At 67.9% G+C, this 20,555-nt stretch carries 21 protein-coding genes; 9 read left to right on the plus strand and 12 right to left on the minus strand.

Features of this window, described 5'->3' with window-relative positions; genetic code table 11:
• Positions 1–22: 22 nt before the first annotated feature.
• On the minus strand, positions 23–721 hold the full coding sequence (locus tag ACFVBH_RS07120; protein WP_379000537.1) for a TetR family transcriptional regulator: 699 nt from the start codon (positions 719–721) through the stop codon (positions 23–25).
• A gap of 104 nt (positions 722–825) precedes the next feature.
• Between ACFVBH_RS07120 and ACFVBH_RS07125 the strand changes: the two genes are divergently transcribed.
• Together ACFVBH_RS07125 and ACFVBH_RS07130 are read left to right on the plus strand one after the other, a co-directional pair.
• Positions 826–1,638 (plus strand): SDR family NAD(P)-dependent oxidoreductase, encoded by an 813-nt coding sequence (locus ACFVBH_RS07125; RefSeq protein WP_379000539.1) that lies wholly within the window; start codon positions 826–828, stop codon positions 1,636–1,638.
• A 59-nt stretch (positions 1,639–1,697) separates the two neighbouring features.
• Entirely contained in the window at positions 1,698–2,201 is a 504-nt protein-coding gene (locus ACFVBH_RS07130; RefSeq protein ID WP_379000541.1) for a nuclear transport factor 2 family protein, read from the plus strand.
• Between the two features lie 87 nt (positions 2,202–2,288).
• Here the strand turns inward: ACFVBH_RS07130 and ACFVBH_RS07135 are convergent, their stop codons facing one another.
• A complete protein-coding gene (locus ACFVBH_RS07135; RefSeq protein ID WP_379000543.1) occupies positions 2,289–3,545 on the minus strand; it encodes a caspase domain-containing protein in 1,257 nt (418 codons plus the stop codon).
• Positions 3,542–3,919, minus strand: a complete 378-nt coding sequence (locus tag ACFVBH_RS07140) for a hypothetical protein (protein ID WP_379000545.1) — start codon at positions 3,917–3,919, stop codon at positions 3,542–3,544. The genes ACFVBH_RS07135 and ACFVBH_RS07140 overlap by 4 nt, the downstream gene beginning before the upstream one ends.
• Before the next feature lie 131 nt (positions 3,920–4,050).
• Here ACFVBH_RS07140 and ACFVBH_RS07145 point away from each other — a divergent pair, with 131 nt between their 5' ends.
• Positions 4,051–5,553, plus strand: a complete 1,503-nt coding sequence (locus ACFVBH_RS07145; protein ID WP_379000547.1) for a restriction endonuclease — start codon at positions 4,051–4,053, stop codon at positions 5,551–5,553.
• A gap of 50 nt (positions 5,554–5,603) precedes the next feature.
• On the opposite strand, the gene ACFVBH_RS07150 is transcribed toward ACFVBH_RS07145, so the two are convergent.
• Positions 5,604–5,834, minus strand: coding sequence for a DUF3039 domain-containing protein (locus ACFVBH_RS07150; protein ID WP_379000549.1), 231 nt, complete (start codon positions 5,832–5,834; stop codon positions 5,604–5,606).
• Between the two features lie 171 nt (positions 5,835–6,005).
• Here ACFVBH_RS07150 and ACFVBH_RS07155 point away from each other — a divergent pair, with 171 nt between their 5' ends.
• Positions 6,006–6,359, plus strand: a complete 354-nt coding sequence (locus tag ACFVBH_RS07155) for a DUF3099 domain-containing protein (RefSeq protein WP_354987085.1) — start codon at positions 6,006–6,008, stop codon at positions 6,357–6,359.
• An 18-nt stretch (positions 6,360–6,377) separates the two neighbouring features.
• Here the strand turns inward: ACFVBH_RS07155 and ACFVBH_RS07160 are convergent, their stop codons facing one another.
• Positions 6,378–7,658, minus strand: coding sequence for an MFS transporter (locus ACFVBH_RS07160; RefSeq protein WP_379001629.1), 1,281 nt, complete (start codon positions 7,656–7,658; stop codon positions 6,378–6,380).
• A 288-nt stretch (positions 7,659–7,946) separates the two neighbouring features.
• Here ACFVBH_RS07160 and ACFVBH_RS07165 point away from each other — a divergent pair, with 288 nt between their 5' ends.
• Both ACFVBH_RS07165 and ACFVBH_RS07170 read left to right on the plus strand, forming a co-directional pair.
• Positions 7,947–8,924, plus strand: a complete 978-nt coding sequence (locus ACFVBH_RS07165) for a GlxA family transcriptional regulator (RefSeq protein WP_379000551.1) — start codon at positions 7,947–7,949, stop codon at positions 8,922–8,924.
• A complete protein-coding gene (locus tag ACFVBH_RS07170) occupies positions 8,921–9,649 on the plus strand; it encodes a VOC family protein (protein ID WP_379000553.1) in 729 nt (242 codons plus the stop codon). The genes ACFVBH_RS07165 and ACFVBH_RS07170 overlap by 4 nt, the downstream gene beginning before the upstream one ends.
• A gap of 1 nt (position 9,650) precedes the next feature.
• On the opposite strand, the gene ACFVBH_RS07175 is transcribed toward ACFVBH_RS07170, so the two are convergent.
• From ACFVBH_RS07175 to ACFVBH_RS07195, 5 genes are read right to left on the minus strand one after another with little or no spacing between them, the layout of a single operon-like run.
• Entirely contained in the window at positions 9,651–10,226 is a 576-nt protein-coding gene (locus ACFVBH_RS07175) for a hypothetical protein (protein WP_354987046.1), read from the minus strand.
• Positions 10,223–10,729 carry a F0F1 ATP synthase subunit B gene (locus ACFVBH_RS07180; RefSeq protein WP_354987045.1) on the minus strand — a complete coding sequence of 169 codons (507 nt, stop codon included), beginning with the start codon at positions 10,727–10,729 and terminating at the stop codon, positions 10,223–10,225. Before ACFVBH_RS07180 ends, ACFVBH_RS07175 begins: the two co-directional genes overlap by 4 nt.
• Positions 10,730–10,738: 9 nt before the next feature.
• Positions 10,739–10,990 carry a F0F1 ATP synthase subunit C gene (locus tag ACFVBH_RS07185; RefSeq protein WP_354987044.1) on the minus strand — a complete coding sequence of 84 codons (252 nt, stop codon included), beginning with the start codon at positions 10,988–10,990 and terminating at the stop codon, positions 10,739–10,741.
• 43 nt (positions 10,991–11,033) lie between these two features.
• Positions 11,034–11,828 (minus strand): F0F1 ATP synthase subunit A, encoded by a 795-nt coding sequence (gene atpB, locus ACFVBH_RS07190; protein ID WP_354987043.1) that lies wholly within the window; start codon positions 11,826–11,828, stop codon positions 11,034–11,036.
• Complete coding sequence (locus tag ACFVBH_RS07195; RefSeq protein ID WP_379000558.1) at positions 11,825–12,253, minus strand: hypothetical protein; 429 nt, start codon at positions 12,251–12,253, stop codon at positions 11,825–11,827. Before ACFVBH_RS07195 ends, atpB begins: the two co-directional genes overlap by 4 nt.
• Before the next feature lie 486 nt (positions 12,254–12,739).
• Between ACFVBH_RS07195 and ACFVBH_RS07200 the strand changes: the two genes are divergently transcribed.
• The 3 genes from ACFVBH_RS07200 (at position 12,740) to ACFVBH_RS07210 (ending at position 17,025) form a co-directional block, all read left to right on the plus strand.
• Complete coding sequence (locus ACFVBH_RS07200; RefSeq protein WP_379000560.1) at positions 12,740–14,257, plus strand: methyltransferase; 1,518 nt, start codon at positions 12,740–12,742, stop codon at positions 14,255–14,257.
• A gap of 451 nt (positions 14,258–14,708) precedes the next feature.
• Entirely contained in the window at positions 14,709–15,677 is a 969-nt protein-coding gene (locus ACFVBH_RS07205) for a sigma-70 family RNA polymerase sigma factor (RefSeq protein ID WP_354987040.1), read from the plus strand.
• A gap of 481 nt (positions 15,678–16,158) precedes the next feature.
• On the plus strand, positions 16,159–17,025 hold the full coding sequence (locus ACFVBH_RS07210) for an alpha/beta fold hydrolase (protein ID WP_379000562.1): 867 nt from the start codon (positions 16,159–16,161) through the stop codon (positions 17,023–17,025).
• Positions 17,026–17,190: 165 nt separating this feature from the next.
• On the opposite strand, the gene ACFVBH_RS07215 is transcribed toward ACFVBH_RS07210, so the two are convergent.
• Complete coding sequence (locus tag ACFVBH_RS07215; RefSeq protein WP_379000564.1) at positions 17,191–17,661, minus strand: hypothetical protein; 471 nt, start codon at positions 17,659–17,661, stop codon at positions 17,191–17,193.
• 116 nt (positions 17,662–17,777) lie between these two features.
• A complete protein-coding gene (gene ppc, locus ACFVBH_RS07220) occupies positions 17,778–20,546 on the minus strand; it encodes a phosphoenolpyruvate carboxylase (RefSeq protein WP_379000566.1) in 2,769 nt (922 codons plus the stop codon).
• Between the last annotated feature and the right edge of the window lie 9 nt (positions 20,547–20,555).

Here is a 20,555-nt window from a genome sequence, read left to right on the forward strand (position 1 = left end):
CCGTCCAGCCGATCTGCCCCGGCTACGTCGGCGAACCCTGGAATCCGGTGGCGTCGGCCGCCGAGCCCCGCGCCTGCTCCCCACCGGCCGGGCGCGACCACGGGGCCAGCAGGAGTTCGCAGGCTCGGTCGATGTCCGCGACCGCTTGGCCGACGTCCAGGCGACCGGCGACGGTCCAGGTGAGAATGCCGTACACGCACTGTTCGAGCAGCCGCGCCAGGCGATGATCCTCCGCGGACGGTGCGACGATCCCCGCCGCGGCGAGAATGCGCGCGGGCATGATCTGGTCGGCTTCGGGAGCCACTGTGCCGGAGGATTTCCCGGACGGGTCCTGGGCGGCGCTCCCATCCTGCGCGCGGATCGCGTTGACGGACAACAGCATCGCGCGCGCGAGTAGTGGATTGCGCAGTAGCTCCCCGACGGTCCGGCGCAGGAAGTCCGCCGCTCCCGTGATCGGGTCCTCCGGAACCGTTGCGACGGAGGGCAGTTCCCGAACCGCGTCGTCGAGTACCGCCGCGAACAGGTGATGCTTGGACGGGTAGTAGCGGTAGAGCGTCCCGAGGGCCACGCCGGCGGACTGGGCGACCTCGCTCATCTGAACGCGTTCCAGCCCGTGCCGCGCGCCGATGCGCGCGGCCGCGACCAGAATCGCCCGCTGCCGCTCGATCTGCCTGGCGGTGGAGACGCGCCCGAGCGCGCGGTCCTGTGAAATTCGGGGCACGGGCCCACCTCCGCTCGAAAACTAGAATTCACTCTAGCTTTTCGGCGCGGAAGTTTGTAGAACGGGAGGTGTCATATTTCGATCCCGGTCCCGAGGGAGCCACGATGAACGGTCTCGACCCGCTCCGATACGGGCCGTGGTCCGTGGTCATCGGCGGATCCGAGGGTGTGGGGCGCTCGCTGGCGCTGGAGCTGGCACGGGCGGGCATCTCCCCGCTGCTGGTCGCCCGGCGGGCCGAGCCACTCGAGGCGACCGCCGCGGAGTGCCGCGCGCACGGCGTCGAGGTACGCACCCTCGCGATCGATCTGACCGCCCCCGGCGCGGTACGCGAGATCACCGCGGCGGCTTCGGATCTGGAGGTCGGCCTGCTGATCCTCAACGCGGGCGCGAACACCCACGGCGCGCCGTTCGTGGACGGCGATCTGGATGCTTTCCAGCGGGTCATCGACCTGAACATCACCGCGCCGCTCGGGTTGATCCATCACTTCGGCGGCGCGATGAAAACCCGTGGGCGGGGCGGAATTCTGATGGTCGGATCGCTGGCCGGGTATCTGGGGTCCCAGCATCACACCGTGTACGGCGGGGTGAAGGCGTTCGGGCGGATATTCGCCGAAAGCCTGTGGCTCGAACTGAGCGAATTCGGGGTCGATGTCCTGGACCTGGTGCTCGGCGTCACGCGAACACCGGCGATGGAACGGGCCGGCCTGAACTTCGATGTACCGGGCCTGCCGGTATCCGAGCCGGATGATGTTGCACGCGAAGGACTTTCACGACTGGCGCACGGTCCGGTGCATATCGTTTCCGGAAACGAGGCCGGGGCGCGGGCACGCAACGATCCCGATCGGGCGGCCGCGGTGCTGCGCGCCGACCGCGGGATGCGACGGCTCATGGGATTGCCCGAACGGGCGGCGCGATGACCGCACGACCCGAACCGCCGAAACCCGCCGTCGCGGGCCCTACCGAGGAAGGAACTCCGATGCTCGAAGAACGGCTCGCCGCCCTGGAATCCCGGCTGTCGCGGGTGGAGGACGAGCTGGCCATCACCCGGCTGATCGCCGCGTACGGGCCGCTGGTCGATGCCGGTGCGGCACAGGCGGTCGCCGAATTGTGGACCGAGGACGGCGAATACGACGTCGAAGGCTGGCATATGCGCGACCGGAGCCAGATACACGCGATGGTCGAGTCCCCCGCGCACCAGTCGCTCATCGCGGCCGGCTCGGCGCATTTCCTCGGTCCGGTGCACGTCACGGTGCACGGCGACGCCGCCGAGGCGGTGTGTGAATCACTGCTGGTCCGGCATCGGGACGGCCGCTTCTCGGTGTGGCGGGCGGGTGCGAACCACTTCCGGTTGGCCAGGACCGCGAGCGGCTGGCGAATCGATCGGCGGGTGACCCGCGCGCTCGACGGCTCCGAACACGCCAGAAGCCTGCTGCGCGCGACGGCCGACGGCGCGGCCGAGGAACCGCCTACCGCGCCGTGAGCCGAGCACACGGTCTGCGGACGTGTCCGACCCGGGACCCGGCTACACACTGACGGGCCGCTGGGTACTGCGGTCCCGGCCGCGCTTTCAAAGAGAGTGTTTGTGGGAGATCGCGAGCCAGGCGCCCATCGGATCGTCGGATTCGTTGATCCAGTCGGCGTATTGGGTCACCAGACCAAAGACGACGTTGCGACTGTCATCGATGATCTCTTGATAGAACGATCGGGATCGTTCGCGGCCGTAGCGCCGACGGGCGGGGACCGCGACAAGGTGGGCGGCAGCAGCGCGGATGTCACCGCTCGTCAGCGCCATTTGGACCTCGGCCAAACCAGGATCGTCGAGCTGCGCGGATATTGCGCGACGAATGGCCGACGCAATCGACGCGTCGACAACCACCGCCAGGCTGGCAACCGAATTATGCTTGATGCCAAAGGCTTTCAGTGTTTCTACAGTGCCGATCGGCGCACTCGTCCCCAAGTGCTCGATGAGCAGCACGATGCGATTCGAGACAGTCGACGCACGAGCGTTGCCGGCTTCATCATCAGAGTTCGAGGAAACGATCGACCGCGGTGTGACAGAGGGCGGTTCAGGCGGTTCGGCCGGTCGCGCCTGTTTCCATTGTCGATTGCGCACTAGGGCGAGGTCTCCGATGGTATTCCTGGTGCGCATCTGCGGCCGCGGTCGTGACTTGGCGATCAGTTCCCGTCGGGTGTGGGTGAAAACCTGCTGCAGCGAGACGAATTCGGATCCGTCGTCCAGGCCGGATCGGATGAGCCTGATCAGCTCGCCGGTGAAGGCCGTGTGAAACTCACCCTCCGGAGCAAGCGCCTGCTTGTTCTCGGGTGCCGCCGCGAGCACGAACGTCCCCTCAGCGCTGACCTCGTCGACCACCACGGACGCCGGATCGGACATGCCGGCGATCGCCTGACCGCTGTAACAGCAGTCGAGCACCACCACTCGCCGTGGTGCACGAGCCTCGTGCAAGGCGCGCCGAATATGATCGTAGGCCAGCGTCGTATACGCACGGCCCTGCATCGAACCGGTGAGCCCGAGCAACAACTCGCCCGTGTCGGCATCCTTGAGTCCGTGACCGGTGAAGTACAGGATGAGCGTGTCTTCGGCCTGCTCTACCGCGTCGTACAGGGTGTGGAGCACTCGTTCCTGCGAATCTGGGTCGCGCACCACAGCACAATGAGATTTCGGCAGTCCCCAGAGATCGTCATCGCACAGAGATGACGCCAGGTCGTCAAGATTGTTCATGGTCGTCGGAAGTGGCGGCAGAAACCGATACTTCGCGACTCCTACGAGGATCGCTCGAGACCGAAGGGGATTCGCGAGTTTCATTCCTGCAGTCGTGACACCACGGCGTTAGCGGCCGGTCCTTCGGCGGTGATACACACAGAATCGCCATTCGAGTTGGCAACGGTGATGGATACCTTCGACCGCTGCTGCTGCAACCAGGTTTGGATCGAACTCGACAGGACCGTCAAAGCACCCCCGCTGCCAACCGCCACAATGAGGGCATCCGCGAATCCGCCCATCTCACCGGGTTTGACGGCTTTTTCCTCGAAGCGAACGCGACCCCGGAATTCATCCTCTGCCGTGAGCCATCGACGCAGGGAAATCAGCTGCTGCTCGCCGTCGCGTGCGCCTTCGATCAGTATACGAACATCTTGAGTTGCCACTGCTCGAACCCCCTCGGTGTCGAAGGCATACATGCCGTGAGGGGAGGGTAGCAGGTAAGCCGCGATGATCGATGCGAATTCGCTTGTGAGTCAATGCTTGTCGCAGATCTGCGACGGGGTTACCGTTTTCGATAGAGACTTCACAACTGGTCGAGGGGGCGATCGTGACCTACGGTTCCTATGACCCGAACTCGCAGTTCGATCGGCGGACCGCGCGGCAACTGGAGCGCGAGCGGGTGCAAGCCGCAGCGGAGGCGCGAGACCGACAGGCAACCGAACGAACCCGGACGCTCGAAGAGCAGACTTCGGACCTGGAAAATCTGCTGCGCTGGTCACTAAGCCGGGAGCCGGCGATCGATCTGAACCGTCGTCGTCCTCGCGTGGATGTTCCACCGTTGAATCTCGGCAGTCTCGAGCGACCGCTGCCAGCACCCGAGTGGTCCGAGCCGGTCGAACCGAGCAGGATGAAGCGGATCCTCGGTGGTGCCAAGCGTTATGACGAGGAACTGCAGTTGGCGCAACAACAGTTCGCCTGGGCACAAGACGACCATCAGCGAAAGGAGGCGGTGCGGCGCGAACAGATCGCGCGGGCGCGACAGGAGCACGAACAGCGCGTCGGAGAGGCCGAGCGGGTGGCCGCCGCAGAGAACGAACGCATCGACGAGTGGCTCCAAGGACTGGAGAACAGGGATCGGCACGCGGTGAGCGACTACGTCGAACTAGTCCTCTCGGAATCCCCCTATTACAGTTGTTCGGTCACTCACCGTGCGGGCTATGTCCCCGAGTCGAACCTCTTGGCGGTCGAATGTTTCCTCCCGCCCGTGGAAGTCGTTCCCGCCTACAAGTCCTACCGCCACATCAAGACACGGAAGGCCGTCGAACCGGTTCCGCGGCCCCTCAAGGAGATTCGCGAAATCTATCAACGCCTCATCGCACAGGTGGCCCTGCGATCGGTACGTGAGGCGTTCGCAGTCACCTCGACTGAACACGTCAGCACGGTGGCGTTCATGGGCAGGGTTCGAGGAGTCGACTCGGTGACAGGGCAACGGATCGAGCCCTACCTGATCAGTATGCGAGCAACCCGAGACCAGTTCACACCGCTGGTCCTCGACGAGCCGAAGTTCAATCCGGTCGAGTGCGTGCACAAGCACTTCTTCGCGAGGATATCGCCGCACCCAGACGAACTGATTGCCGTCGATCCCGTGATGACCTTCGACATGGCCGACCCACGGATCGTCGATCCGATCGACATTCTCTCCGACATCGACCAACGCCCGAACCTGTTGGAGCTCAGCCCAACCGAATTCGAGGCGTTCGTTCACAATCTCTTCACCAGGATGGGGTTCGAGACCAAGTTGTTCTCGTCCAGCGCTGGCGGCGGGGTCGACTGCGTCGCCTATGACACCCGTCCGATGATCGGCGGAAAATACATCGTGCAGGCGAAACTGTTCACCAAGACGGTCCGGCCGACCCACGTCCGCGACCTGTGGGGAACGGTGGATCACGAGGGTGCGACCAAGGGGATCATGATCACCACCTCGGGTTACGGCCCCGACAGCTACGAGTTCGCCAACGGCAAGCGACTCGACCTGATCGACGGTAGTGGACTGCTCGCTCTGTGCCGCGAACACGGCATCCCGGCACGGATTGTTAGCCGCTCGGAATAGCCACCTCCGTACCTCCGCAGCTGTCGTGAACTGTCAGAGTTGGAAGCGCATCACTTCTTCATCATTTCGTAGACCTTCTTGCAGTCCGGGCACACCGGGGAGCCGGGCTTGGCCGAGCGCGTCACCGGGAAGACCTCGCCGCAGAGGGCCACGACGTGGGTGCCCATGACCGCGCTTTCGGCGATCTTGTTCTTCTTCACATAGTGGAAGACCTTGGGCGTGTCGTCGGAGGTCGTCTCGTCGGTGGTCGTATCCGGCCGGACCAGGGTGTCTGTGCTCACCCCGTCCATGATGCCAGCCCCGCGCCCGCGCTTCACCTCTACCACCGTCATGTGCATTCGGCGAGCCGGAGTGCAAGACTCGAGGTTATGCAGCGTGACGGCGATTCTCAGGCCGAGGCCGGCGGCGGCGAGCGCCCCGAGGCCGAAATTCTCCCCGCCGGGTCGATTCCGATGCCGGAGCGGAAATCGCAGGGTTTCTTCACCGGTGAGAAGGACCACCCGGCGCTGATCACCGAGGCCGCGACCTCGCTCGAGCAGCAGCATCGCAATCGCGTCCGGCGCTACATGATGATCATGGCCTTCCGGATCCCATGCCTGGTCGGCGCGGCGATCGCCTACACCCTGTGGGAGAACTGGGTCATCTCGCTGCTGATCATCGGCGTCTCGATTCCGCTGCCGTGGATCGCCGTGCTGATCGCCAACGACCGGCCGCCGCGCACCAAGGAGGAGCCGAGCCGCTGGGACGGCCGGCGCGAGGACCAGGCCGCCCTGGAAGCCCGCTCGCACCGCACCATCGAATCCTGACCGGACGGCCCCGGACCCTCAGACCGCCGCCGGGGCACGCCGGATACTCAGCGACAGGACCGCCGCCAGCGCGCACAGCCCGCCCGCGATGTACCAGGCCAGGGTGTAGCTGCCCTGCAGGTCGCGGATCACGCCCGCACCGAACGCCGCGATCGCCGCACCCACCTGGTGCGAGGCGAAGATCCAGCCGAACGCGACGGGCCCGTCGTCGCCGAAGTGCGCGCGGCACAGCGCCACGGTGGGCGGCACGGTCGCGATCCAGTCCAGCCCGTAGAAGATCACGAACGCCCACATGCTCGGCTCCACGTCGGGCGCGAAGAGCGCGGGCAGGATCAGCAGCGACAGCCCGCGCAGCGAGTAGTACGCGACCAGCAGGTAGCGCGAATCCACGCGGTCGGTGAACCATCCCGAGGCGATGGTCCCCGCGACATCGAACACCCCGATGAGCGCGAGCAGCCCGGCCGCCGTCGTGGCGGGCATGCCGTGATCGTGGGCGGCGCTGACGAAATGCGTGCCGATGAGCCCGTTGGTCGACATCCCGCAGATGGCGAAACCACCTGCCAGCAGCCAGAATACGGGCTTGCGCACGATTGTTCCGAGCACGGTGAGCGCGCGCAGCGCACCGCCGGGCGCGGGATTGCGGACCCCCACCGTGCTGCCGGGCTCGGCCCCGTACGCGGCCACGCCCATATCGCCGGGATAGTCGCGGATGAAGAACCACACCAGCGGCACCACCGCCAGCGCCAGCCCCGCCACCACCAGAGACGGTGCGCGCCAGCCGTGATCGTTGGCCAGCGCCGCGACCAGCGGCAGGAACACCAGCTGCCCCGCCGCCCCCGCCGCGGTGAGCACGCCGGTGACCAGCCCGCGCTGTTTGACGAACCAGCGCCCGGTGATGGTCGCCACGAACGGCATGGACATCGACCCGACGCCGACCCCGACCAGCAGCCCCCAGGTCACCATGAGCTGCCACGCCTGGGTCATGAAGACCGTCAGCCCCGCGCCCGCCGCCACCAGCACCAGCGCGCAGGCCACCACCCGGCGGATCCCGAACCGATCCATCAGGGCGGCGGCGAACGGCGAAATGAGTCCGTACAGCAGCACATTCACCGAGACCGCGGCCCCGATGGTGCCGTGCGACCAGCCGAACTCGTCGTGCAGCGGGGCCATGAGCACCCCGGGCACCGAGCGGAACGCGGCGGCACCGACCAGCGCGACGAAGGCGACGGCGGCCACGATCCACGCCGGATGCAGCCCGCCGCGCGAACGGGCCGCGGAGTTCGAGACGCGAGTGCTGATCCCGGCTCGCGTGCCCGCCGGTGCGGCGACCTCCCCCGTCTCGGCGACCGCCGCCGGCCGCCCCGGGCCCGGCCGCGTCGCCGCGCTCGCCCCGGTCGAGGCCGCGGGTTCTCGGTTCGCCGCGTCCGGCACGCCGTCGAGTGCCGTTGGCCCGGGCACCGATTCGAGGGCCGGGTCGTCTCGCAGTTCGCTCACCGGTCGAGCCTGACCGATATGCGGCTCGCGCACGAGTGGCCTGAATGACACAATGCATCGATATCCGGCCAACACCGCGAGAGGAGGCCCGCCGTGGCCACACCACACCTGGTGGCCGTGCTGGCGCTGGAGCCGATCGTCGGCTTCGACATGACCATCCCGCCGCTGATCCTCGGCGCGGCCCGGGACGAGGCGGGCGACCCGCTCTACGACGTGCACGTGTGCGGATTGAGCACGGACGCCGTGCTTTCCACCAACGGCTACGCGATCGTGCCCGAGTTCGGCCCCGAGCTCCTGGCCCGCGCGGACACCGTGATCGTGCCCGGCACCCGGATAGCGGGGCCCCGCACCCAGGGCCTGCTGGACCCCGGCCTCGCCGCGGCCCTGGACACCATCCGGCCCGGCGCGCGCATCGTCTCCATCTGTACCGGCGCGTTCGTGCTCGGCGCGGCCGGGCTGCTGGACGGCAGGCGCGCCACCACCCACTGGAAGTTCGCCGAGATGTTCCGCTCCCTCTATCCCCGGGTCCATCTCGATGAGAACCTGTTGTTCGTGCAGGACGAGAACATCTGGACCGCAGCGGGTTTGGCGGCCGGTATCGACCTGTGCCTGCACCTGATCCGCACCGACCACGGCAGCGCCGTGGCCAATCACGCCGCCCGGTACTGCGTGGTCCCGCCGTGGCGCGAGGGCGGGCAGTCCCAGTTCATCGAACGCCAGGTCCCCGAGCCCGGCGTGGACGGCACCGCCCCGACCCGCCTGTGGGCGCTGCACCACCTCGATCACGATCTGGATCTGGCCACCCTGGCCGCGCACGCCCATATGAGCGTGCGGACCTTCACCCGACGGTTCAAGGCCGAGACCGGCATGGCGCCCGGGGCCTGGGTGCTGCAGCAGCGCCTCCGTCATGCCCGCCACCTGCTGGAGAGCACCGATCTGGCCATCGACGAGGTGGCCCGCGGCGCGGGCATGGGCACGGCGGCCGTGCTGCGGCACCACATGCGCGCCGAACTCGGCGTGCCGCCGCTGGCCTACCGCAAGACATTTCGCGAACACTGGGAGACCGCATGACAATTCGCTGGATCTGGGCCTTCCTCGACCGGCCCGCCGCGCAATTCGACGAATGCGCGCGATTCTGGACCGCGGTCACCGATACTCGCCTCTCGCCCGCGCGCGGCGAGAATTCCGAATTCGTCACGCTGCTACCGGATTCCGGGTCGCCGACGGTCAAGATGCAGGCGGTGGCGAGCGGGACGCGCGTGCACATGGACCTCGATGTGGACGACGTCCGGGCCGCGGCCGGGCGCGCGGTGACGCTGGGCGCGAGCGTGGTGCTCGAGCACCCGGTCTACACGGTGCTGCGATCCCCGCACGGCATGATCTTCTGTTTCACCCCCGCGCAGCGCGAACCGGGCGAACGGTCCCCCGCGACCGCAGGCCCCGGCGGGGAGATCAGCCGCCTGGATCAGATCTGCCTCGACATCGGGCCGTCCGATCACGCGGACGAGGTGCGGTTCTGGACCGAATTGACCGGGTGGACAATGCATTCGAGCACGCTGCCGGAGTATTCGCGACTGCGGCCGGATTCGGCGCTGCCGATCGGCTTGCTCCTGCAGCGCCTCGGCACGGACCGGCCGACCTCGGCGCACGTCGATCTGGCCTGCACCGACATCGAGGCCACCGCCGCCTGGCATCAGCGGCTGGGCGCGACCCGGGTGGAGCACGGCAAGAGCTGGATCGTCATGACGGACCCCGCCGGTCAGCCCTACTGCCTGACCGGCCGGGAACCGTCCTGATTCAGTTGGGGCCGGGCAGCCGCCGCTGCTCGGCCGGCGCCGAATTCGCCAGCACCTCCAGATCATTGAGGAAACGCTCGATGCTCTCGGACCTGGCCTGCGGAGCGCCCGCGTGTTCGCGCACCTTCTCCTCGGTCAGCGCGAGCATGGCGGCCGACAGGTCCGCCTCCAGATCCCGCATGAGCTGCCTGCGGAACTGCAGGATCTGATCACGGCCCTGCCTGCGCACCCGCTCGACCTCCGCCGCGGCGGCCTGGCGCATCTGGCCGATGATGCGGTCGGCGTCGGCGCGGGCGTCCGCGCGCATCCGCTCGAGTTCGGCCTGGGCCTCGGTGACGGCGCTGTCGTAGGCCGATTTGGCCTCCACCAGCCGATCCGCGGCGTTCTCGCTCTCCTCGAGCTGCCGCGCGATGGTGTCCTGCGCCTTGTTCATGATCCGGCGCACCGGCGGGACAACGTATTTCATCATGAACCAGACGATGACGCCGAAGCCGAACAGCTGGCTGAAGAAGACGGGCCAGTCGAACTTGATGTGATAGATGCCCCCGGCGGCGAGCACCCCCGTGCTGAGGATCATGACGACCCCCGTCCTCTCTGGTTTCCGGCACTGGTTCTGGGTCGCTGTGCCAGGCCGAGCATGCGTTCGGCCAGGTCCTGTGCCAGCGGTTCCACTGCTTCACGGAGTTCCGCGGAGACCTGGTCGGCCTCGGCGCGCAGGTGCGCCGTGGACTCCGCGACGATGTGATCGGCTTCCCGCTGTGCCGCGTCGCGGAGTTCCTCGAGAATCGCCCGGCCTTCGGCTCGCGCCTGATTGCGGATGTCGGCCGCCTCGGCGCGGGCGGCCGCCAGCGCCGTGTCGTAGCGGGCCTTGGCCTCGGCGAACGTCTCGTTGGCCGATTTGCTGATCGCCGCGGTCTCCTCGACCCGTGCCTCCCGCTCCCCCAGCACCTTTCGGATCGGCGGGACGACGAAGAACCAGATGACCCCGAGCACGATCAGAAAGATCGCCAACTCGACGAAGAAGGTGCCATTGGGGATCAGGAAGTTCCCGGCGGCCACCACATCCGTTCGCGGAGACATGATCCCGGCCTACTGACCGGGTGTAGCGAATACGAACAATGCCATGAACGCTAGGTTGATGAAGTAGGCGGCTTCGACCAGGCCGACGGTGAGGAAGAAGTTGCCGCGCAAACGGCCTTCCGCCTCGGGCTGGCGGGTGACGCCGTTGATCAGTGCGGCGCCGGCGAGACCATCGCCGATGCCCGCACCGACGGCGCCGCCCGCCAGGATGATGCCACCGCCGATGAGCGCGCCCTGGACGATTGAGGGGTCTGCTGCCATTGTTCACTTCCTTTTGAGAAATATCACCGGACGGCGGTGCCGTTCAGTGCTTTTCACCCTCCAGCGACATCGACTGGCTGAAATACAGCACGGTCAGGAGGGAGAATATGAAGGCCTGAATCAGGCCGACGAAGAGATCGAAGAGTTTCCAGGCCGCATTCGGACCCCAGCTGATCCAGAACGGGAAAAGCGTGATCACCGACAGCATCACGCCACCGGCGAACATATTGCCGAAGAGCCGCAGCGACAGCGACAGCGGTTTGGCGATTTCCTCGATGATGTTGATGAAAACCATGGGACCCCAGCCGGTATGCCCCTTCAGCAATTGTTTGGCATGCCCGCCGGCGCCACGCCGCCATATCCCCGCGCCCTGATAGCAGAGGAATACGAAGAGCGCCAGCGCGTAGACGAAATTGACATCCGAGGCCGGTGGTTTGACGAGTTCACCCTGGCCGTATTGCACCGGGAGCACCGAGAGCCAATTCGACAGCAGGATATAGACGAACAGCGTCACCGCGAGCGGCAGCGCGAAGGGCGCGACCCGCATGCCGATGGCGCTCTCCACCTGGTTGCGCATCTGCACGGTGACCGTCTCGAAGAACAGCTGCACGCCGTTGGGGACGCCCGAGGTGATCTTCGCGCGCAGGAAGAAGGCCAGCGCCAGCACGATCAGCGCCGCGACCAGCGTGGAGACGATGGTGTCGACGTTGAACACGGTGCCGAACAGATGAGCCTCGGCGTGCTCGCCGACGTGGATCTTGGACTCGCCGCCCTCCTGCTGGGCCAGCGGCGCGACGGATGTGGTCAGCCGGGTCAGCGCGGCGCCTGGAATGCTCATGGCTGCTGCCGGAGCCCTTTCACTTCGGGGATCGCGGTCTGCAGGACCAGGATCAATTGAAAGAGAGCCAGCCCGAAGAAGATTCCGATGCCGTTGGGCCGGGTCACGATGGCGAGCAGGATCGACAGGCCGGTGAGAATGAGCAGCCGGGCCGCGGACGACAGCGCCAGCTTTTGTTTGCTGGGTGTTTCCGAATCGGTGATGCGCACAATGGACATCCACGTGAGTTGCGCATTGAGCCCACCGAGCACGAGGCCGCCGGCGATGAAAACACCGAGTAGCAATCGATCGAGCGCACCGGTGACCATCAATATCAGCAATCCGAGCACGGTCGCAATTGCGGCCACTCGGCGCATCCGGATCTTGTTGACATCCACCAATGACACCGCCTCGCCATCATCCCACCGCACGGTGGGGCCGAACATGATCGAACCATACACCGGCGAACGGCATTGCGTGACAACAATTCTGATCCGAATTGACCGATCTTGAATTGTCCCCCATACGTTTTAGGGACTTTTTAGAGAGGCTTTGACAAGCTTTTGTCGGCGCTTTTCTCACGGTTTATCGGTGCTTTCCAATATCCCTGACGGACCGCTCTTTCCGCAACCCGGTCCGTTCGGCAGCCTTTCCCGCGGTAAAGATCGAGGGGCGCGCGCGACATCGCACCATGATCGAAAACCGGCTCGCCCCAACACCTTCCGAACCGTCGGCGCCCGCGCGCGCACCCGCCGCGAACGCCGGAGCAGAGCCACCCCACGACACCCGCGGCGACACCCCCGAAGCACCCCGGAGACCCGTCTCCGCGATCACCGCGCAACCCCGCCCCACCCGTACCCGCATGCTTTCCCGACCGGCGAACCCGACCCACCGGCCGATGCCGCGGGGTTGCGGTGGCAGAGTTCGATGCCATGCCGACCAATCAGAGGACCACCTCGTCCCCGCTCGCCGACCTGGCTCCGGATCTGCGCACGGCGTTCGTCCGTGTCGGCTACGACGCCATCACCCTGTTCGAGGCGCTCGGCCCCGCCACCCACGCGGCTCTGAGCCGGCAGGAACCGGTGCCGGTGCGCCGGGCCGCCCGCGGGCTCGGTGAGCTCGGCACCCTGATCCGCCTGCTGCTGCTCGGCGACGCACTGCCCGAGCGCGAGGTCGCCGCCGCGCTGGCGCCCGCCGACATCTCCCGGGCGGTCGCGGCCGGTCTGCTCGAACGCGACGGGTCGGACGTGCGCGCCGCCCTGGATCTGCGGCCGATGGACCTCGGGGCGGGCACCCAGTGGATGTTCTCGGACCTGGACGACTCCATGCGCCGGCGCACGCTCGACACCGATCACGTCCTCGGCGTCGGGCAGGCCTCACTGTCGCTGCTGCGCGCCACCCCGACGAGCCCGGTCGGCACCGTGCTGGATCTGGGCACCGGCTGCGGCGTACAGGCCATGCACGCCACGACCTACGGGCAGCGGGTCACCGGCACCGACGTGAACAAGCGGGCGCTGTGGCTGGCCGAGGCCACCGCACGCCTCAACGACCTCGACGTCGAACTGCTGGAGGGTTCCTGGTTCGAGCCGGTCGCCGGGCGTCGTTTCGACCGGGTGGTGGCCAATCCCCCGTTCGTGGTCGGCCCGGCCCGTATCGAGCACACCTACCGGGATTCCGGCCTGGCCCTGGACGGGGCCAGCGAACTGGTGATCTCGTCGGTGCCCGAACTGCTCGCGCCCGGCGGCACCGCGGCGATGCTGTCCGCCTGGGTGCATGTGACCGGCCAGGATTGGCGGACCCGGGTATCGAGCTGGCTGCCCGATCACGGCATCGAGGCCTGGGTGGTGCAGCGCGACATCGCCGATCCCGACCTCTACGTCGGCACCTGGCTGCGCGACGCCGGGCTGGACCCGCGCGAGCCGCTGGCGCAGGAGCGCGCCGAGCGCTGGCTCGAAGCCCTCGCCGTCAACAACGTGGACGGCATCGGATTCGGATTCGTCTATCTCCGCGCGATCGACGGGCCCACCGAAATCCTGGCCGAGGACCTCACCCACGCCTTCGACGATCCGCTGGGCCCCGAGGCGCTGCGCTATTTCGAGCGCTCGGCCTGGCTGCGCGCGGTGGCCACGGACCCGGAGCTGGTGCTCGCGTCCCGCTTCGAGGTCGATCCGGCCACGGCCCTGGAACGGGTCTACCTGCCCGGCGCCGAGGGCTGGCAGCAGCAGGTCGCGCGCCTGCATCGCGGCGACGGGCCGCGCTGGCAGCACGAGACCGACGACACCACCGCGGCGCTGCTGGCCGGTATGCGACCGGACGGCCTGCCGCTGCGCGATCTCATCGAGCTGCTGGCCTTCGGCGAGACCGGCGACGCGGCCACGCCCGAATTCATTTCGGCGGCCCTGGGCATCGTGGTGGGCCTGGTCCGGCACGGCCTCATCCATCCGCGCTAGCCCTCGGAACCCGCCCGGGTTCTACGCTCCACCTCCCTCGGCCACCGGCGCAGCTGCCCGGTGGCCGAGCCGTTTCCATCCCGTGACCAGGTGTTTATCAGCTCTCGGTGAGACGTATCACAATTTGGGGTTCAACTCCGGAAACCTCGGGAATGCCTGACTCGACCACTCCGTTGCACCAACTCCCCGAACGACGGCGGCGGAACGGTGCCCGTGATCACGTATTCGATTGTCGCGCTCCACAGTTCGGCATCGGCGGTGGCAACCGCACGGACACCGGACGTCACCGCCGGAGCGCCCGTGTTCCCCGCATCGCGCGCTTCTCAGGAACTTCTCAGCCGTGCGCCGTGAAAACCGCAGCTCAGATGCGGTTTATGAACGGCCCGGCGGGGAACTTTCTGGGTGTCGGGCCCGTTGAACGGAGCGAGACACCACCGACAGGAGGCAAGTCATGACAAGCCCCGCCACTACCTATGTGCGCCCCAGCGAACAGGACCTCGACGCCCAGAGCCCCGCTGCCGACCTGGTACGCGTGTACCTGAACGGAATCGGCAAGACGGCGCTGCTCACGGCCGCCGACGAGGTCGAGCTGGCCAAGCGCATCGAGGCGGGCCTCTACGCTCAGCACCTGCTGGAGACGAGCAAGCGGCTGTCCGCGGTCAAGAAGAAGGACCTCGCGATACTCGTACGTGAGGGCCGCGCGGCCCGTCAGCATCTGCTCGAAGCCAACCTGCGCCTCGTGGTCTCACTGGCCAAGCGGTACACCGGCCGCGGCATGCCGCTGCTGGACCTCATTCAAGAGGGCAATCTGGGTCTGATCAGGGCCATGGAGAAGTTCGACTACACCAAGGGCTTCAAGTTCTCGACGTACGCCACCTGGTGGATCCGTCAGGCGATCACCCGCGGTATGGCCGATCAGAGCCGCACGATCCGGCTCCCCGTCCACCTCGTGGAACAGGTCAACAAGCTGGCCCGCATCAAGCGCGAACTGCATCAGCAGCTCGGGCGCGAGGCAACCGACGCGGAACTGGCCAACGAGTCCGGCATCCCGGTCGAGAAGATCGCCGATCTGCTGGATCACAGCCGCGACCCGGTGAGCCTGGACATGCCGGTCGGCAACGACGAAGAGGCCCCGCTCGGTGACTTCATCGAGGATTCCGAGGCCACCTCCGCCGAGAGCGCCGTCATCGCGGGTCTGCTGCACCGCGACGTGCGCGTGGTCCTGGCCACCCTGGACGAGCGCGAACAGCAGGTCATCCGCCTGCGCTACGGCCTGGACGACGGCCAGCCCCGCACCCTCGATCAGATCGGCAAGCTCTTCGGGCTCTCCCGTGAGCGTGTGCGCCAGATCGAGCGCGAGGTCATGACCAAGCTCCGCAAGGGCGAGCGCGCGGATCGCCTGCGCGCCTACGCGAGCTGACACACCCCGGGCTCGGCCGGACACCGCGGCCGGGCCCGCCTCCTGCTTCGGGCCGTCTACGAGGCGTCGGTCCGATACACGCCGGGCGGTTCCCGCTATCCGTACGTCCCCCTCCGGATAGCGCCGAGCCGCCCGGCGTTCGCGCGTGAGCGGGCGGGTTCGGCCGTCACACCGGCCTTTGCCGCCGCACTCCCACACCGAGCGTCTCCGGACGGCGCTCTGCGCGCCCGACCGCGGCGAGCGTCGAATTCGACAAGTCCGCCGGGGCCATCGGTCGTGACGCGAACCCGGCGCACTCCGCCGGGACGTCGGATCCGGGACAGGTCCGGTACGGGCCGGAGGCCATTGTGCGCCAACGTTGTTCATCGTGGGTGCGGCAACTCGGCGCGGGCCGGTACGGTCGAACGCAGGGCCGGCGGTGCGGACCGGGCGGGGACGGTGGCGCACGCGACGGCGACGGACGACGCGGGGAGGGCGGCCGATGGCCGGGAACAGGCGGGAACCACCACCGGAGTTGATCGGCGGCGATCAGTGGGTCGACGGTGTGCGATGTTCGGTGTTCGACAGCGGGCCGCGCGATCGCGCGGAGGCGGTGGTGTTCGTGCACGGCAATCCGGGGCCGATGGCGGACTGGAGCGAGATCGTGCCGGAGATAACCGGTTTCGCGCGGGTGATCGCCATGGACATGCCGGGGTTCGGTCGGGCGCAGCGGCCGAAGTCGTTCGATCACAGCGTGATCGGGCACGCGCGGTTCCTGGGCCGGCTGCTCGATCAGCTCGGGGTCGAGCGAGTCCACCTGGTGCTGCACGATTTCGGCGGGGCGTGGGGCCTGCGCTGGGCACTCGATCACCGGGCGCGGCTGCGCAGTCTGACACTGATCGATTGCGGTGTGCTGGAGGGATATCGGTGGCACCGGTACGCACGGATCTGGCAGGTGCCGATGCTGGGCGAGCTCTTCCAGTTGCTGAGTTCGCCCCGCCTGATGCATATCGCGCTGAATCGGGACAATCCCCGGCCACTACCGCGCACCTACATCGAGCGGGTCGGCAGGCACGCCGATTGGGGGCACAAGCGCGCGGTGCTGCGGCTGTATCGAACGTCCCGGGATCCGGCAGGGGCGTTTCCTGAGCGCAATCTCGGAATCGAGGTGAACGGGCTGCCGACCTGCGTGCTCTGGGGGTCGCGGGATCCCTACATCCCGGTGCGCTTCGCCGAGCAGCAGCGCCGGTACTTCCCCGAGGCCGAGGTGCACGTGCTGGACGGGCTGGGGCATTGGCCGTTCATCGACGACGCGCGGGCGGTGGCGACGCCCCTGACCGCGTTCCTGCGCACGCACGTGCGGACGTGACGCTCCCCCAATCCCGTTCAGCGCGTGGCAGATCCGGAGGAACGGCGGTCAGTCGCGCCCCGTGATCGGGTCCCGGACGCCCACCCCCGCCCCGCGCGGGGTGGGCCCGAGATCATGTTCCGGCCGGTGGCCGCGCCCGCCCCGGTGAGCCGACGCGGCCGGCGGCTAGGACGAGCCCGCGCTGCCGGTGTCGACGCTGCCCTCACCGGCGGCGCAGCCCGGGTTGCTCGGCTGCGGCGCCGGCTTGCTCCCGGCGGGGGCGTCGACCACGGTGATGGTGACCCAGTCCTTGTCCAAGCCCTGCTTGGCGAAGATCGAGGCCCGCCCGGCCTTGGTCGGCACCCACGCCAGGCGCGCCTGCTGGCTCGCCGACGAGAGCGTCACCGTGCCCAGGCACTTGGACCCGTTGAGGAACGTCACCTCGGGCTTGTTCCCCAGCCCGTCCTCGGCGTCGATGGTGGCGGTGAGGTAGTACAGCTGCCCGACGACGGCGTCCCCGTCGCCGAGCCCTTCCACGTCGACCGAGGTGATATCGGCCGACGCGTTCGGCGCCATCACGAAACTGACGGCCGCGACGGTGGCCGCGACCTGAACACCCCAGCCGATCCCACGGCCGAGCCTGGCACTGGTCTTCATCGAAACTCCTGTTCATCTCCCCAGAGACTCGGGGTCGATGAACGCTAACGTTTCACAAACTATGAAACATAGTGCTTTCACCAAATCCGTGGCCCCGAATTACCGGGGCCACGGCGTTAGCCGGAGTTGCGCAGGGCGGTGGCCAGGCCGTTCATGGTCAGCAGGATGCCGCGTTCCACCAGTTCGGAGGAGTCGCCGGCACGGCGGCGGCGCAGCAGGTCGATCTGGAGCTGGTTCAGGGGTTCCAGGTAGGGGAAGCGGTTGTGGATCGACTCGGCCAGGGCGGGGTTGTCGGTCAGGAGGTCGTCGGCGCCGGTGATCGCGGCGTGCATCCGGGCGGTGCGGGCGAACTCGTCGCGGATCATGCCGAAGACCGTGGCGCGCAGGGTCTCGTCGGGGACCAGTTCGGAATAGGCGGCGGCGATGTCCATGTCGGCCTTGGCCATGACCTGTGCCAGGTTGGACATGACCGTGCGGAAGAACGGCCAGCGGCGGTGCAGGTCGGCGAGGGTGGCCAGGCGGCCGGGGTCACCGGCGATCCACTCCTCGAGGGCCGTGCCCGTGCCGTACCAGCCGGGGAGCATCACCCGCGACTGGCTCCACGCCATGACCCAGGGGATGGCGCGCAGGTCCGACACCGAATTGGTGGGCTTGCGGGAGGCGGGGCGGCTGCCCAGGTTCAGGTCGGCGACCTCGGCGATGGGGGTGGAGGCTCGGAAGTACTCGACGAATCCGGGGGTCTCGTGCACCAGGCGGGCGTACGCCCGGCGCGCCAGCTCGGCCAGTTCGTCGAGCAGTTCGTAGGCGGGTTCGGCGTCCCCGCCCAGTCCCTCCACATCGAGCAGGGTCGATTCCAGGGTGCCCGCCACGAGGGCCTCCAGATTGCGGTATGCCGCACCGGAATCGGCGTACTTGGTGGAGATGACCTCGCCCTGTTCGGTGAGGCGCAGCGAGCCGCGCACGGCGCCGGCGGGCTGGGCCAGGATGGCGTCGTAGCTGCGGCCGCCGCCACGGCCCACGGTGCCGCCGCGACCGTGGAACAGGCGCAGGCGAATTCCGGTCTTGCGGGCCGCCTCGACCAGATCGAGTTCGGCGCGGTACAGCGCCCAGTTGGCCGCCAGGTAACCGCCGTCCTTGTTGGAGTCGGAGTAGCCGAGCATCACCTCCTGCTGCCGCCCGCGCGCCGCCACCAGTCGCTGGTACGCGGGCACTTCCATTGCGGCGGACAGGATTTCCGCGCCGTGCCGCAGATCGTCGATGGTCTCGAACAGCGGCACCACCCCGACGGGACTGGCCGGCGGGGTCGCCGCGTCGCCTGGATCGAGGATGCCCGCCTCCTTGAGCAGCAGCGCGGCCTCGAGCATGTCGCTCACCGAGGTGCACATGCTGATGATGTAGTTGGGCACCGTATCCGGGCCCAGGTCGGCGATCGCGGCGCGGGCCGCGCGCACCACCCCGAGTTCCTTGGCGGCGAGTTCGCTCAGGTGCGCGTTCGGGCCGACCAGCGGCCGGCGGGTGCTCAGTTCGGCGGCCAGCAATTCGACCCGCTCGGGTTCGCTCAGGCTCGCGTAGTCCGAATGCACTCCGGCCCAGGCGAAGAGCTCGGCGACCACGGCCTCGTGCATCTCCGAGTTCTGGCGCAGATCCAGCCCCTGCAGATGGAAACCGAAGGTCTCCACCGCACCGCGCAGCGCGGCGAGCTGATCATCGGCGAGCAGCCCGTCCCCGGAGGCGCGCATGGACGCGTCCACGGTGTTCAGGTCGGCCAGCAATTCCTCCGGCCCGGAATAGGGTTCGGCCGCGACATCGATGCCCTCGACCGGGATGTCGCCCAGTGCCCGGCGCGCGGAGGCGCTGAGCCGGGCCCGGATGGCGCGAATCGCCCGCCGATAGGGTTCGTCGGCGCGCTGCGGCGAATCATCGAATCCGGCGTCGGCCAGCGCCGCCAGCTCCGGGGTCACCGGCACCAGCCGCGCCGACTGCGACAGCGTCTTCTCCAGCTCCACCAGCGACTTCGAATACCGGTCGAAGGCAACCGAACCCGCGCGGTGGGTGGCTCGGTGCACCACCTCGGCGGTCACGTAGGGATTGCCGTCCCGGTCCCCGCCGATCCAGGAGCCGGGCCGCAGAATGGGCCGCGACAGGAGTTCGTGCTCGGGCCAGCGGGCCCGCAGCGCCGCGCGCACCTGGTCGTTGATGCGCGGGATGACGTCGAACAGCGTGAGATCGTAGTAGCGCAGGCCGACCTCGATCTCGTCCTGAATGCGCAAGCGCGCCAGCCGGATCAGCGCCGCCCGCCACAGCTGCAACACCTGCCGTCGCAGATCGACCTCGATCTCGGCGAACTCCGGCTCGTGCTCGTCGTAACGCTGCCGCCGGCGCATCAGCTCGGTGATCCGCGACTGCACGTCGAAGATCGTGCGCCGCCGGGTCTCGGTGGGATGCGCGGTGATGACCGGCGACACCAGGGCGTCGGTCAGCAGGTCGGCCACCAGATCGCCGTCGGGCCCGGCGGCGTCGAGTTTGCGATAGGTCGCGGCCAGGCTGGAATCCTGCGGCGGCTCCCCCGCGGCCACGTGCACCGCGCGCCGCCGGTCCCGCTGCAGATCCTCGGCCAGATTGGCCAGCAGCAGAAAGTGACTGAACGCGCGGATCACCGGAATGGCGGTACCGATGTCGGCGTCGCGCAGCATGTCGGCGACCGCGCTGCGATCGACCTCCGAACGCCGCACCTTGAACGCCTCGACGCGCACCCGCTCGATGAGATCGAACACCTCCGCGCCCTCGTGGTCGCGGATGGTGTCCCCGAGGATGCCGCCCAGGTACCGAATGTCGTCGCGCAGTGGCGCGGTCGCTGTAGCTGTCTCGATCTGGTTCTCCCGCACTACGATCAC

The sequence above is a fragment of the Nocardia sp. NPDC057668 genome (assembly GCF_042799795.1).
Lineage (GTDB): Bacteria > Actinomycetota > Actinomycetes > Mycobacteriales > Mycobacteriaceae > Nocardia.